This is a genomic window from Kitasatospora sp. NPDC006697 (genome assembly GCF_042869935.1).
Taxonomy (GTDB): Bacteria; Actinomycetota; Actinomycetes; order Streptomycetales; family Streptomycetaceae; genus Kitasatospora.
In genome coordinates, this window is the sequence record NZ_JBIAGU010000007.1 from 227,728 (window position 1) to 241,375 (window position 13,648).

General features: G+C 75.8%; 12 protein-coding genes. 7 read left to right on the plus strand and 5 right to left on the minus strand.

All coding sequences use genetic code 11. The features are described from left to right. Positions 1–199, minus strand: a 199-nt coding sequence (locus tag ACFYNO_RS12635; RefSeq protein WP_388009811.1) for a hypothetical protein, incomplete at its 3' end; no start/stop codon positions are given. Here ACFYNO_RS12635 and ACFYNO_RS12640 point away from each other — a divergent pair. Next, positions 188–1,414: a hypothetical protein gene (locus tag ACFYNO_RS12640; protein ID WP_388009814.1), complete on the plus strand. Its 1,227-nt coding sequence runs from the start codon at positions 188–190 to the stop codon at positions 1,412–1,414. The two genes, ACFYNO_RS12635 and ACFYNO_RS12640, sit on opposite strands and share 12 nt — an antisense overlap. On the opposite strand, the gene ACFYNO_RS12645 is transcribed toward ACFYNO_RS12640, so the two are convergent. Both ACFYNO_RS12645 and ACFYNO_RS12650 read right to left on the minus strand, forming a co-directional pair. Further along, complete coding sequence (locus tag ACFYNO_RS12645; RefSeq protein ID WP_388009817.1) at positions 1,395–3,503, minus strand: tetratricopeptide repeat protein; 2,109 nt, start codon at positions 3,501–3,503, stop codon at positions 1,395–1,397. The genes ACFYNO_RS12640 and ACFYNO_RS12645 overlap by 20 nt on opposite strands. A gap of 108 nt (positions 3,504–3,611) precedes the next feature. Continuing rightward, the gene (locus ACFYNO_RS12650) at positions 3,612–4,805 is read right to left on the minus strand and encodes an ROK family transcriptional regulator (RefSeq protein ID WP_388009820.1); all 1,194 of its coding nucleotides are present in this window, start codon (positions 4,803–4,805) and stop codon (positions 3,612–3,614) included. Positions 4,806–4,898: 93 nt separating this feature from the next. On the opposite strand from ACFYNO_RS12650, the gene ACFYNO_RS12655 reads away from it, so the two are divergent. Next, the gene (locus ACFYNO_RS12655; RefSeq protein ID WP_388009823.1) at positions 4,899–6,140 is read left to right on the plus strand and encodes an MFS transporter; all 1,242 of its coding nucleotides are present in this window, start codon (positions 4,899–4,901) and stop codon (positions 6,138–6,140) included. 12 nt (positions 6,141–6,152) lie between these two features. Continuing rightward, positions 6,153–6,827: a TVP38/TMEM64 family protein gene (locus ACFYNO_RS12660; RefSeq protein ID WP_388009826.1), complete on the plus strand. Its 675-nt coding sequence runs from the start codon at positions 6,153–6,155 to the stop codon at positions 6,825–6,827. A gap of 16 nt (positions 6,828–6,843) precedes the next feature. Here ACFYNO_RS12660 and ACFYNO_RS12665 read toward each other — a convergent pair whose 3' ends face one another. Then, positions 6,844–7,578, minus strand: coding sequence for an SDR family oxidoreductase (locus tag ACFYNO_RS12665; protein ID WP_388009828.1), 735 nt, complete (start codon positions 7,576–7,578; stop codon positions 6,844–6,846). Between the two features lie 130 nt (positions 7,579–7,708). Here ACFYNO_RS12665 and ACFYNO_RS12670 point away from each other — a divergent pair, with 130 nt between their 5' ends. The 4 genes from ACFYNO_RS12670 to ACFYNO_RS12685 all read left to right on the plus strand — a co-directional run bounded on the left by ACFYNO_RS12670 (position 7,709) and on the right by ACFYNO_RS12685 (position 11,202). Beyond that, complete coding sequence (locus ACFYNO_RS12670; protein WP_388009830.1) at positions 7,709–8,227, plus strand: DinB family protein; 519 nt, start codon at positions 7,709–7,711, stop codon at positions 8,225–8,227. A gap of 259 nt (positions 8,228–8,486) precedes the next feature. Beyond that, positions 8,487–8,879: a cell division protein SepF gene (locus ACFYNO_RS12675; protein ID WP_388009833.1), complete on the plus strand. Its 393-nt coding sequence runs from the start codon at positions 8,487–8,489 to the stop codon at positions 8,877–8,879. 196 nt (positions 8,880–9,075) lie between these two features. After that, entirely contained in the window at positions 9,076–9,624 is a 549-nt protein-coding gene (locus tag ACFYNO_RS12680; RefSeq protein ID WP_388009836.1) for a TetR/AcrR family transcriptional regulator, read from the plus strand. 54 nt (positions 9,625–9,678) lie between these two features. After that, the gene (locus ACFYNO_RS12685; RefSeq protein ID WP_388009976.1) at positions 9,679–11,202 is read left to right on the plus strand and encodes an MFS transporter; all 1,524 of its coding nucleotides are present in this window, start codon (positions 9,679–9,681) and stop codon (positions 11,200–11,202) included. 12 nt (positions 11,203–11,214) lie between these two features. Here ACFYNO_RS12685 and ACFYNO_RS12690 read toward each other — a convergent pair whose 3' ends face one another. After that, positions 11,215–13,647, minus strand: coding sequence for a SpoIIE family protein phosphatase (locus tag ACFYNO_RS12690; RefSeq protein WP_388009839.1), 2,433 nt, complete (start codon positions 13,645–13,647; stop codon positions 11,215–11,217). Position 13,648 lies beyond the last annotated feature (1 nt).

Consider the following 13,648-nt stretch of genomic DNA (forward strand, 5'->3'; position numbering starts at 1 on the left):
GAGCGTCGAGCGTCGAGCGTCGAGCGTCGAGCGTCGAGCGTCGAGCGTCGAGCGTCGAGCGTCGAGCGTCGAGCGTCGAGCGTCGAGCGTCGAGCGGGCGAAAGGGCGAAAGGGCCCTTCCGATCCCGTTTTCGGGCTCTCCCGTCCCTGGCTGCTCTCCGACGGCCGCCCGGTCGCCGACGCCCTGGTGCTCTCGCACCCCGAGCAGCTGGCCCGCCTGCTCGCCGCCTGCCCCGAGGCCGCACCCGCCGCCGTCCTCGCCGGTGACCCCTGCTACGACCGCCTGCTCGCCGCCCGCCCGCTCCGCGACCGCTACCGGCGCGCGTTCGGCGTCCGGCGCGGCCAGCGGCTGGTGCTGCTGAACTCCACCTGGAACCCGGAGTCGCTCTTCGGCGACGGCGGCCCGGCCGACGTGCTGCCGCGGCTGCTCCCCCGGCTCACCGCCGGACTCCCGGCCGACGAGTACCGGCTGGCCGCCGTGCTGCACCCCAACATCTGGCACGGCCACGGCCCCGGCCAGCTCCGCCTCTGGCTGGACCGCGCGGCCCGGGCCGGCCTCACCCTGGTCGACCCGCTGCACGACTGGCGCCAGGCACTGCTCGCCGCCGACCTCGTCCTCGGCGACTTCGGCTCCGTCACCTTCTACGCGGCCGCCCTGGGCACCCCGGTGCTGCTGGGCTCGGCGGCGCTCGACGGGCTGGCGCCGGACTCGCCGGTCGCCCGCTTCGTCGGCTCGGCGCCGGTGCTGGACCCGGACCAGCCGCTCCTGCCCCAGCTGGAGTCGGCCCTCGCCCGGCCCGTGCCCACCGCCCCGGCCGCCCTCACCAGCTCCGCCCCCGGCCGGTCCGCCGCCCTGCTGCGCGGGCACTGCTACCGCCTGCTCGACCTCCCGGAACCCGAGGCGCCGGCCCTCCTCGACCCGCTCCCGCTGCCCGCCCACCAGCCACCGGTGCGCACCGCGCCGCTGACGGTCCTCACCTGGCGGGAGCCCGACGGCACCCTCGCGCTGCGGCGGTTCGCGGACCTGGACGGCGAACCGGCCGAGGTTCCGGCCCACGCGCACCGCCACCTCGCCGTCCACGAGGACACCCTCGACCCCTCGGTGCTCTCCCTCGCCGACGTCATCCACCGCCACGGCCCGGCCGGCGACCCCCGGTTCGGCTCACCCCTGGAGTGGGCCGCCGAGGTGCTGGCCCGCTACGTCGGCTGCGCGCTCGCGGCCTGGGTGGACACCCCGCACAGCTGCACGGTGCTGACCCGCGACGGCCTCGCCCTGCGGCTCACCGGTACGGACGCGGACCCGGCCGCCTGGGCGAGTGCCGTGCACGCGGCGCGAGCGGACGCCGCCGGCGGGCCGACGCTGCGCCTCGGGCTGACGGAGCACCGGGTGACGGTCAGTGCGCTGACCCCGTAGACCTCTCCCGCAGCTCCCGCAGGTACACCACGTGCTGGGTCGCGTTCTCGGCCGTCAGCAGTACCAGCGCCTCGTCGATCACCGGAAGGGCGGCCTCCGGCTCCCCGCTCGCGAGGTAGGACTCGGCCAGGTCGGTGAGCGAGCGGGCGAGGTTGTAGTCCTCCTTGCCCTCGCCCCGGAAGAACCGGATCGCCACGGCCAGTTCGGCCCTGGCCTCCTCCTGCCGCTGCAGCCCCCTGAGCGCGCGCCCCTTGTGCCGGTGCAGCAGCGCCCGGGCGCGCGGCGCCTTGTCGGCATCGGGGTGGTCCGGGCCGATCAGCTCCAGGACGGCGGCAGCGGCCGTGAACTTCTCCAGCGCCTCCGCGTACTCCCACCGGCTCAGGCGCAGCAGGCCGACGGATTCGACGGCGGTGGCCCGGCCCATCGGCCGGCCGGCCTGGTCGGCCGTGACGGCGGCACGGGCGAAGGCCTGTTCGGCCTCACCGTGGCGCTGCAGGTCCATCAGCGCGAAGGCCAGCTGGGTGGTCAGCCGGGCGGCGATCGGTGTGCCCCGGAAGTGCTGGATGCCGATCCGGTCGCCGATCTGCAGGGCGCGGACCAGCTCGTCGTTCCGGCCGACTTTCAGTTGCAGCGCCCAGAGCCCTTCGACCAGCTCGCAGACCTCCTCGGCCAGCCCGAAGTGCTCGGCCGTCACGACGGCCTCGATCAGGTTCGGCAGTGCGGAATCCAGCGCCGAGATCGCCTCACCGGGCGTGGGGTAGGTGTCCGGCCCGAACTCCTCGAACCGGGGACTGAGGTGCGGCCGGTCCCGCAGGGCGGAGTAGTCGGCGGCGAGCGCGAAGTCCCGCAGGTGTGCGACGGCCCGGACGATCGCCTCCGCGCCCGCCCGGTCACCGTCCTCGCGGCGGCTCAGCTCCTGTCCGTACCGCCGGGCGCTGTCGCGGTAGCGGTAGCCGCCGCCGACCGGCTCGAGCAGGCCCTCGGCCGCCAGGTCGGCGAGCGCCTGCTCGCTCTCGCGGCCGGTCAGGGCGGCGGCGAGCGGAGCGGTCAGCACCGGCCACGGGCGCAGCGCGGCCAGTCGGAACAGCCGGGCGGCGTCGGCGTCCAGCTCCCGGTAGCCGTCCTCCAGCGCCAGTCGCATCGGGTCGCCTCCGACCGGTGCGCCCGCGACCTGCCGTCCGAGGCGGCGGGCGGCGGCGTGCAGCGCGTACGGCGAGCCGGCGCAGCGCTCCAGCACGCCGGGGAGCACCGCCTTGGCCGCCCGGACCGCCTCCTTTCCGGCCACCGAGGTGAGCAGCTGCCGGGCATCCCTGGCGGCGAGCGGGCCGACGTTCAGCACCAGCGCCTCCAGGTGGTCCAGCGGCCGCTCGGCGGTCACCAGCACCAGGACCCCGGGGGCCGCGCTGAGCAGCGGCGCGACCTGGGCCGCGGAGTGCGCGTGGTGCAGCACCACCAGCAGCCGCCGGTCGGCGACGAAGGTGCGGAACAGGTCGGTGCGGTCGGCGAGCGCGGGCGGGATCCGCTCGGCGGGCACGCCGAGCCGGCGGAGCAGCGCGCGCAGCACGGCCTCCGGTCGCAGCGCGCTCTCCGGGCTGCCGCCGCCGCGCAGGTCGAGGTGGAGCTGTCCGTCGGGGAACCGGTCCTTCGCCCCGTGCCCCCAGTGATTCGCGAGGGTCCCCTTGCCGTATCCGGAGCCACCGCACAGCTGCACCACGCGGGCCGAGCCGTCGGCCGGCCGGGCGGCCTCGCGATCGAGGGCGGCGAGCAGGTCCTTGCGGTCGGTGAAGTGACGTGTCGTCAGCGGCAGGTCGCGCGGCACCGGAGCGCCGGGGCGAAACGGCGACGGCCCGGCGGCCGCGGCCCACGAAGCGAGCTGGGCGGCGAGCGCCGGATCGTCGGCGGCGCGGGCGACCAGCTCGCCGATCACCCTTTCGCGCTCCGAGCCGCCGGCGGGCGCGCGGGACGGGCGGCCGGTGAGCCGGTGGTAGTAGAGGCCGGCCAGCTCCCAGGCCCGCTTGCCGACCTCGCCGGCCATGCCCGCGCCCGCCGCCGAGAGGAACTGCACCGCCGCGCTCACCAGTGGGTCCATGCCGCCCCCCGCTCCGGTCAGCGCCCCCGGGTGCTGACGGTCCGTCGCCTGGCGATCAACTTAGCGTGCGGCCGGAGCCGCCCACCGCTGTTTGGGCGAAACCGCCGCTCACGGCCCGCCGAACACGGCCCGCCGCACCGCGTCCCCCGCGATCAGCACCGCGCCGCTGAGCACCGCCCCGCCGCCCGCCGTGCCGGCCCGGACCTCGGTGCGGATCGGCGAGAGCTCCGCCAGCCGCCGCTCCACCCGCCCGGCCAGCACCGGCCCGCCCGCGCGTCCGATCTCGCCGCCGAGCACCACGCACCCCGGGTCGAGGAGCACGCAGACGGCGGCCACGCCGAGGGCGACCCGGGCCGCGAGTTCGTCGAGGAAGGCCTCGCCGGCCGGGCCGGCCGCGAGGGCGGCGAGGACGGCGGCCTCGGCGGCGGGGGCGTCGTCGCCCTGGCCGGCGGGCACCGGCAGGCCGTGGGCGCGGGCCAGCTCGCAGACGGCGGCGCTGCCGGCCAGGCTGTGGAACCCGCCGTCGCAGGTGTGCGGCCCGGGCAGGCCGACGGTGCCGGGCACGGGGAGGAAGCCGATCTCGCCCGCGCCGCCGGCGGCGCCCCGGCGCAGCCGGCCGTCGAGCAGCAGGGCGGCGCCGGTGCCGTGGCCCAGCCAGAGCAGCACGAAGGTGTCGCGGTCGGTGGCCGCACCGAGCCGGTGCTCGGCGATGCCGGCCAGGTTGACCTCGTTCTCCAGGATCAGTTCGGCGGAGAGGCCGGCCCGGAGTCCGGCGACCAGGTCGCCGTGCCAGTGCGGCAGCGAGCTGGTGGAGCGCAGCTGCCCGGTGGCCGGGTCGACCAGGCCGGGGGCGCCGACCACCACGGTGTGCAGGTGCTTGACGCCGACCCGGTGGCCGGCGTCCCGCAGCGCCTTGAGCACCTGCGCCGGGAAGTCGGCGGGCGGGGCGGCGGGGTCGACCGGCAGCGAGGTGGTGGCCAGGGTGCGGCCGGCCAGGTCGGCGATGGTGAGGGTGACGCCGACGGTGCGCACGTCGATGCCGGCCAGGTGGGCGCGGTCCCCGCGCAGCCCGTAGACCCGGGCGTTGGGGCCCCGGCGCTCCTCGCCGCGCTCGCCGACGATGTCCACCAGGCCACCGTGCTGCAGGCGTTCCAGCAGGTCGGAGACGGTGGGTCGGGAGAGGCCGGTGAGGGTGCGCAGCTCGGTGGCGGTGAGCGGCCCGTGGCTCAGCAGCAGGTCGAGTGCCAGGCGGTCGTTGATCGCACGGGCGGTGCTCGGCGTGGCCGTGCGGGCGGTTGTCATGGCTCGGCATCCTTCCAGATCGGGTTATTCGCTATCTATCAGGGTCCCTTCCTGATAATTTACCGGCTGCCATACTCGACGGGAGGGACCACCATGCCGCTGAACCGTTCTCCGCGCGCCGCGAAGCCGCCGGCCGAGCGCCCGGTCGCCCGGGCCAAGCTCGGCATCTCCGTGGTCTTCGCCGTGCACGGCGCGGTCTCGGGCACCGCCGCCAGCCGGATCCCGGCGATCCAGAGCCAGCTCCACCTCAGCGCGGGCCAACTCGGCCTGGCGCTGGTGATGCCGGCGATCGGCGCCTCGCTGGCCATGCCGCTGGCCGGCCGGGTGGCCCACCGGCTCGGCAGCCGGGCGGCGCTGCGGCTGCTGCTGGCGCTCTGGTGCCTGGCCCTGGTGCTGCCCGCGCTGGCGCCGGGCCTGCCCTGGCTCTGCCTGGGCCTGGCGGTCTTCGGCGCCACGGCCGGAATGTCGGACGTCACGATGAACGCCGCGGGGGTGGCGGTCGAGTCCCGGCTGGGCCGGACGATCATGTCCGGGCTGCACGGGATGTGGAGCCTCGGCGGCCTGGTCGCGGCGGCCTTCGGCGCGCTGGCGGCCCGTCAGCTGCTCTCCCCCCGCCTGCACTTCCTGATCGCCGCCGCGCTGCTGCTGGTGGCCGGCCAGCTGGTCTGCGGCCGGGTGCTGGACCTGCGGCCGGAGCCGGAGGCCGAGGCCCCGCCGCGGTTCTCGCTGCCGCCGCGCTCGGCGCTGGTGATCGGGCTGGTCGGCTTCTGCGCGGTCTTCGCCGAGGGCGCGGGCATGGACTGGTCGGGCGTCTACCTGCGCGATGTCACCGGGGCGGCCGCGGGCACGGCGGCGATGGCCTACACGGCCTTCGCCTGCACCATGACGGTCTCCCGGCTGGCCGGCGACGCGGTGGTGCGCCGGCTCGGCCCGGTCCGCGCCGTCCGCGCGGGCGGGGCGGTGGCGGCGGCGGGCGGCGTGCTGGTGGTGGCGGCGACCGGCCCGGCGGTGGCGATCCCCGGGTTCGCGCTGATCGGCATCGGCATCGCGGTGGTGGTGCCGCTGGCCTTCGCGGCCGCCGGCCACGCGGGGCCGAACCCGAGCCAGGCGATCGCCGGCGTCGCCACCGTCACCTACACCTCGGGCCTGATCGCCCCGGCGATCGTCGGCGGGGTCGCCCAGGCCAGCTCGCTGCGGGTCTCCTTCGGGCTGGTCACGGCGCTGGCGGCGATGCTGGTGCTGACGGCCGGGGCGCTGCGCTCGGCGGGCGGGCCCGGCAAGGTCGTGCACGAGGCGCCGGTCGGCACTGATGCCAGGGCCGACTCGCCCGTGTGACATGCTCGGCGGGTGTCCGATCCCCAGACCCCGACCGCCCCTGCGCCGCGCGTGCCGCGCGCGCACTGGCTGCGGCTCGCGCTGCTGCTGGCGGTGCTGGCGGCCGCGGCCGGGTCGGCGGCGTTCTGGGACCCGCGGACGCTGGTCGACGCCGTGCCGGCCGGCTGGCGGGCGCCCGCGTTCGTGCCGCTCTTCGCGCTCGGCACCCTGGCCTTCCTGCCCAAGCCCGCGCTGAGCGTCGCGGCGGGGCTGCTCTTCGGGGCGCGCTGGGGCGTGCCGGTGGCGGTGGCGGGCACCACGCTGGGCGCGGCGGTGGCCTTCGGGCTCGGCCGCGGGCTGGGGCGGCAGGCGCTGCGGCCGCTGCTGCGCGGGCGGGCGCTGACGGCGCTGGACCGGCAGCTGACCGAGCGCGGCTTCCGCAGCGTGCTGGTGCTGCGGCTGGTGCCCGGGGTGCCGTTCCAGGCGGTCAACCTGGGGGCGGCGCTCTGCGGGGTGCGCTGGCCGGCCTACCTGGCGGGTACGGCGCTCGGGGTGCTCCCGGCGACGGCCGCCTACGCGGTGGCGGGTGCCTCGGCGGGCCGGCCGGGGTCGCCGGCCTTCCTGCTCTCCACGGCGGTGATCCTGCTGGCGGGCGCGGCCAGCCTGGCCACCCTCTGGCGCGACCGCCGCGCCGCGGCCACGGCCTGACCCCCTTTCAGCGCCCTCAGAGCCCGCCGGCCACCCGCAGCACCGCGCCCGTGGTGTACGAGGCGTCGGGCGAGAGCAGCCAGGCGACGGCCGCCGCGATCTCCTCCGCCCGCCCGGGGCGGCGCAGCGGGATCGCGGGGGCGACCCGGGCGGCCCGGCCGGGCTCGCCGCCGAGCGCGTGGAACTCGGTGTCGGTGGTGCCCGGCGCCACGCAGTTGACCCGGATGCCGGCCGGGCCCAGCTCCTTGGCCAGCCCGATCGTGAGCGCGTCGGTGGCGGCCTTGGTCGCCGCGTAGTGCACGTACTCGCCGGGGCTGCCGAGGGTGGCGGCGGCGGAGGAGACGTTGACGATCGCTCCCCCGGCGGCCAGCTCGCGGGCGGCCCGGCGGGCGCAGAGCAGGTAGCCGACCAGGTTGACGTCGACCACCCGGCGCAGGTCCTCGGTGCGCAGGTCGGCGAGCGGGCCCGCGGTGCTGGTGACCCCGGCGTTGTTGACCAGGCCGGTGATCGGACCGAGCTGCTCGGCGGCCCGGTCGAAGAACCGCTCGACCTCGGCCTCCACCGCGATGTCCAGCCGCAGCGGCACGGCGGCCGCACCGGCGGCGCGGGCCTGCTCGGCGACCCGCTGGGCGGCCTCCTCGTCCTGCCGGTAGCCGATCGCCAGGTCGTGGCCGTCGGCGGCGAGCCGCCGGCAGAGCGCGGCGCCGATCCCGCGGCTGCCGCCGGTGACCAGGGTGACGGGACGGGACATGGGCGGCTCCTCGGCGACTTCCGGTACGAACGACTGACCGGGCACAGGCTAGCTCCCGCCGTCGCGGCCCCGGCAGGCCGGTCCGGAAATCGTTCGCCCCGCCCGCTCCCGTTGCTCCAGAATGTCCGTCATGAACAGCCCCGCACCGTCCGAGCGCGTCGACCCGCCCTACAGCGGCGGCGAGGCGGAGCAGTTGGCCGCCTTCCTCGACTACCACCGCAAGACCCTCCTGCTGAAGTGCGCCGGTCTGACGCCGGAGCAGCTGAGGACCCGTTCGGTGCCGCCGTCCGGCCTGAGCCTGCTCGGCCTGGTCCGCCACCTGGCCGAGGTGGAGCAGTACTGGTACCAGGTGGTCCTGCTGGGCGAGGACCGCCCTCCGCTGTACTTCACGGAGGAGGACCAGGACCTGGACATCAACGGCGTGGCCGGGGCCGATCCGGCCGAGGCCTTCGCCGTGCTGCGGCGCCAGGTCGAGCTGGCCGAGCAGGCGGTGGCGGGGCTCCCGCTGGAGACGGTGGGGCGCAAGCAGCGCCGCGGCGAGGATGTGACGCTGCGCTGGATCCAGAACCACATGATCGAGGAGTACGCCCGGCACAACGGGCACGCGGACCTGCTGCGGGAGGCGCTGGACGGCGTCACCGGCGAATGACCGGATGTCAACTGCGCTTGACGTCAGGGGCAATCGGGTGATCCCGGCCGCCCTCCTGGAACCCTTCGCCGACCTGCGGCGTCCGCTCTGTACGAGGAGGGTGTGTGCCGCCGGCACGTACCACCACCCCAACGGCGCGCCAGGGCGGGCGCCGATGCGGTGATCAGTGCGATACTCGGACAGTTCCGACGAGTGGATGACGCGTCAGCAGCCGCACCGCAGACGGAACCGACCGGGGAACAGGACAGGGAGGCGCGGCATGGGAGCACTTCGCGACGAGCACCACAACGGGTGGCTGATGCCGTCCGGGAGCTACCCGGCCGCGGTGTACGAGGACGAATGGGGCAGTGCGGACACCATTCCGGCGCTCCCCAACCCGACCCGGATCGTCTCGGTGAAGCCGACCGGGTTCGAGTCGGCCCGCACCGTCGGCGAGCACGTGCGCGCCGGCACCCCGGTGGTGATGGACGTGACCGAGATGGACGACGCCGAGGCCAAGCGCATGGTCGACTTCGCCTCCGGTCTGGTCTTCGGCACCCAGGGCGGCATCGAGCGGATCGCCCGCCGGGTCTTCCTGCTCACTCCGCCGGAGGTCGAGGTCATGGTGATCGACCGCCCGCTGGACGAAAGCGGCTTCTACAACCAGAGCTGACCCCGCACGCCCGAGGGCGTCGGCACGGCACGGGCCGTTCCGGCGCCCTTTCGCATGCCCCGGCGCCCAGAGGTGCCGCAGGCCTGCTCGCGCTCCCCCAGACTAGCGCATTCGAACACTCGTTCGCATCCCCGCCGCACAGATCATTCGCGCCTCACATGAGACATGGATGTCTCACATGAGCTATCCTTATCTCATGGCGATCGATCCCGACTCAGTCCTCAAGGCAGCCGCCGATGTGCTGTCGCGCAATCCCACGGCGCACCTGGACGAGATCGCCCGGGCCGCCGGGATCAGCCGGGCCTCGCTGCACCGGATCTTCCCGGGCCGCGAGGCGCTGCTGCAGGCCGTCGGCATGTTCGCGCTGCGCCGCTACGGGGACGCGCTGGACGCCGTCCGCCTGGAGCACGGCGACACGGAGCAGACCCTGCGCCGCCTCGTCGACCGGCTGGTCCCGGACGCCGCGCTCTGCGCCTTCCTGGCCGGCGAGAACCAGCTCTACGACGACCCCGAACTGCTCGCCCTCTGGGACCAGCAGGGCGACCGGGTGCGGGCGTTCTTCCTGCGCGGGCAGCAGGAGGGCCGGTTCCGGATCGAGCTGCCGGCCGGCTGGCTGGCCGAGGCCTTCTTCGACCTGCTGGCCGGCGTCGGCTGGGCCATCCAGGACGGCCGGCTCGCCCCGCGCGACAGCGCCCACGCCCTGATCGAACTCTTCCTCGGCGGCGCCGCCCGCCGGCCTGACTGACCGACATCCAGGCACCCCCTTCCGGAGACCCGGAGAACTCCCTTGAGCACCGTCCTGCCGTCCCCGACCTCCCCCTCCCTGATACCCTCCGCCGCACCCCGCCGCCGCTGGGCCGGCCTGGCCGTGCTGGTGCTCGCCGTGCTGCTGGTCGCGATCGACGCGACCGTGCTGGTGCTGGCCATCCCGTCGATCACCGAGACGCTGGCGCCCAGCGCCACCCAGCTGCTCTGGATCGGCGACGTCTACTCCTTCGTGCTGGCCGGCCTGCTGGTCAGCATGGGCGCGCTGAGCGACCGGATCGGCCGCCGGCGGCTGCTGCTCTGCGGTGCCACCGCCTTCGGCGCCGCCTCCCTGCTGGCTGCCTACGCCACCGGCCCCGGGCTGCTGATCGCGGCCCGGGCGCTGCTCGGCCTGGCGGGCGCGACCATCATGCCGTCCACCCTGTCGCTGATCCGCGCCCTCTTCCCGGACGCCCGGGAGCGGGCCACCGCGATCGGCATCTGGGGCGCGGCGGCCACCGCGGGCGCGGCCGGCGGGCCGCTGCTCGGCGGGGTGCTGCTGGAGCACTTCTGGTGGGGCTCGGTCTTCCTGCTGAACCTGCCGGTGATGGTGCTGCTGCTGGTGCTCGGCCGCTGGCTGCTGCCGGAGTCCAGGGACCCGGGCCAGGGCGGCTGGGACCTGCCCAGCGTGCTGCTCTCGATGGCCGGCCTGATCGCCGTGGTGTACGCGGTGAAGGAGGCGGCCGTGCACGGGCCCGGCCACTGGCCGGTGCCGGTGCTGGGCCTGCTGGGCGCGCTCGCCCTGTGGCGGTTCGTCCGGCGGCAACTGCGGCTGGCGGCGCCGCTGCTGGACGTCCGGCTCTTCGCCGACCGCCGGTTCTCGGCGGCCGTGCTGGGCGCGCTGATCTCCATCTTCGGCATGGCCGGGGTGGTCTTCTTCACCTCGCAGTACCTCCAGCTGGTGCGCGGCTACTCGCCGCTGACGGCGGGTCTGGCCGAGCTGCCGGCCTTCCTCGGCGCGATGGCGGCCTCGATGCTGACCGCCCGGCTGGCCCGGCGGATCGGCGCCCGGGGCGCGCTGACCGGCGGCATGCTGCTGCTCGGGGCGGCGCTGGGCGCGCTCGGCCTGCTCCGGCAGGACACCCCGTACCTGCTGCTGGCGGTGGCCTTCACCGCCGTCGGCACGGCCGAGGGGTTGGTCTACACGCTCTCCTCCGACCTGGTGCTCTCCGCGGCCCCGGCGGCGAAGGCGGGCGCGGCCTCGGCCGTCTCGGAGACCGCCTACGAGCTGGGCACGGCGCTCGGCATCGCGCTCTTCGGCTCGGTGCTGACGGCCGTCTACACCGGTTCGGTGGCCGCCCCGGCGGGGGTCGGCGCGGACCGGGCGCAGGCCGCCGAGCAGTCACTGGGCGGGGCGCTGGAGGTGGCCCGCTCGCTGCCGGGTCCGGTCGGCGAGCCGCTGGCCCAGGCGGCCCGGGCGGCCTTCACCCACGGCATGGCGCTGGCCTCGGTGCTGGCGGCGGTACTGGTGCTGGCCGGCGCGGGGCTGGCCTGGCGGCTGCTGACGCCCCGTCGGTAGCGGAGCCGGGCCTCAGCTGCCGAGCGGCAGCTCCAGCTCGGCCCAGACCACCTTGCCCTCGACGGTGGCCCGGCTCCCCCAGCGGTGCGCCAGCTCGTTGACCAGGTACATCCCGCGCCCGCCCTCGTCCTCCGAGCCGGACGGGCGCAGCCGGGGCTGCTGCCGGCCGGTGTCGGCCACCTCCAGGGTGAGGGTGCGGTCCCGGAAGAGCCGCAGCCGCAGCGGCTCGCCGCCGTGCACCAGCGCGTTGGTGACCAGCTCGCTGACCAGCAGTTCGGCGAAGTCGGCCAGCGTGCCGAGGCCCCAGCCGGCCAGCGTGGCCCGGGTGAACCGGCGGGCCGCGGCCGGGGTGGGGCCCTCGCCGGTGAGCGGCAGGGTGGCGATCCGGTCCCGGGGCAGCGGCAGCACCCGGGCCATGATCATCGCCACGTCGTCCTCCGAGCCGCCGCGGACCAGGGCCGAGACCACGGCGTCGCAGTGCGCCTCCAGGGTGCGGCCGCGGGCGGCGAGGGTGCGCCGCAGCTGGTCGATCCCGTCGTCGATGTCGGCGCCGCGGCGCTCCACCAGGCCGTCGGTGTAGAGGGTCAGGATGCCGCCCTCGGGGAGGGTGAACTCGGTGTTCTCGAAGGTGGTCCCGCCGACCCCGAGCGGCACCCCGGGCGGTATCTCCAGCACCCGGGCGTCGCCGTCCGGGCCCATCACCACCGGCGCCAGGTGGCCGGCGCTGGAGAGCGTGCAGCTGCGGTCCACCGGGTCGTAGACCACGCAGACGCAGGTGGCGAACTGGCCCTCGCCGATCCCGTCGGCGGTCTCGTCCAGCCGGGCCAGCACCTGGGCGGGCGCCATGTCCAGGGTGGCCAGGGTGCGGGCGACCGTGCGCAGCTGGCCCATGGTGGCGGCGGCCCGGATGCCGTGGCCCATCACGTCGCCGACCACCAGCGCGACCCGGCCGCAGGAGAGCGGCACCACGTCGAACCAGTCGCCGCCGACCTCGCTGACCACGCTGCTGGGCAGGTAGCGGTAGGCGATCTCCAGGCCCAGGGTGCGGTGGATCTCCTGCGGCAGCAGGCTGCGCTGCAGGGTGAGCGCGGTGTCCCGCTCGCGGCGGTAGAGCCGGGCGTTGTCGATGCAGACGGCGGCCCGGGCCACCAGCTCCTCGGCCAGCGCCACATCGGCCTCGCCGAACGGCTCCGGATTCTGGGTACGGGCGAACTCGGCGCCGCCGAGCACCATGCCGCGGGCCAGCAGCGGCACCAGCAGGTAGGAGTGCAGCCCGGCCTCGATGCCGGGGGCCACCCGGTCCTCGTGGGGGACGATGGCGCGCAGCTTGGCCTCGTCCATCCTGGGCACCCAGAGCGGGCGGCCGCTGCGCAGGCTCTTGGTGTAGCTGCGGTGCGAGTCGTAGGCGGAGGTGGTGCCGACCGCGTCGGCGGCGGCGGTCAGGCCGGTGTCGTAGGCGTCGCCGGCGGCGACGGCGCGCAGCAGCACGCCCTGGTCGGGGCCGAGCAGTCCGGGCTCCTCGCCCTGGAGGATCGGGTCGAGCAGGTCGACGGTGGCGAAGTCGGCGAACCGCGGGATGACGGCGGCCACCAGCTCCTCGGCGGTGCGCTGCAGGTCCAGGGTGGTGCCGATCCGGGCGGTGGCCTCGGCGAGCAGCGTGAGCCGCTCCTGGGCGCGGGCGGCCCGAGCCTCGGCCTGGAACCGTTCGGTGACATCGATCAGCGAGGAGCTGACGCCGAGCACCCGGCCGCTGGGGTCGGCCAGCCGGAAGTAGGAGGCGGACCAGGCGCGCTCGTGCCGGGGGTCGCCGGGGGTGCGGCCGTGCGAGCGGGCGTCCACCACGGGTTCGCCGGTGACCAGCACCTGGCGCATCACGGCCTCGATCTCGGCGGCGTTCAGGCCGGGCAGCACGGCGTCGATCCGGCGGCCGAGGTGGTCGGCGACGGGCAGGCCGTTGATCCGGGCGAGCGCGTCGTTGAGCCGGACGAAGCGCAGGTCGGTGTCGTAGACGGCCATGCCGATCGGCGACTGGGTGAAGAAGCCGTCCAGCACCGCGAGGTCGGCCTGCACCTGTTCCACCGCGTGCAGGTCGGCGCCGGTGGCCAGCACCAGCGGGCGGCCGCCGGGGCCGTCGATGCCGTAGGTGTGGATCTCCAGCAGCACCTCGTGGCCGTCCCGGTGCCGCACCGGGTGGAGGCCGGTCCAGCGGCGGCCGGTGAGGATCCGTTCGTAGCGCTCCAGCACCTCGGTGCGCTGCTCACCGGTGGTCAGCAGCGGGGCGGCGTACCGGCCGACGATCTGCTCGGCCGACCAGCCGAGCAGCCGTTCGGCGTCCTCGCTCCAGTGCAGCACCACGCCGTCGGCGTCCAGCAGGGCGGTGGCGAGCGGGACCAGGCGGTGGCCGTCCAGGGGTGCGGGGTCGTGCTGCGGTGCTGGTCTGTCCATC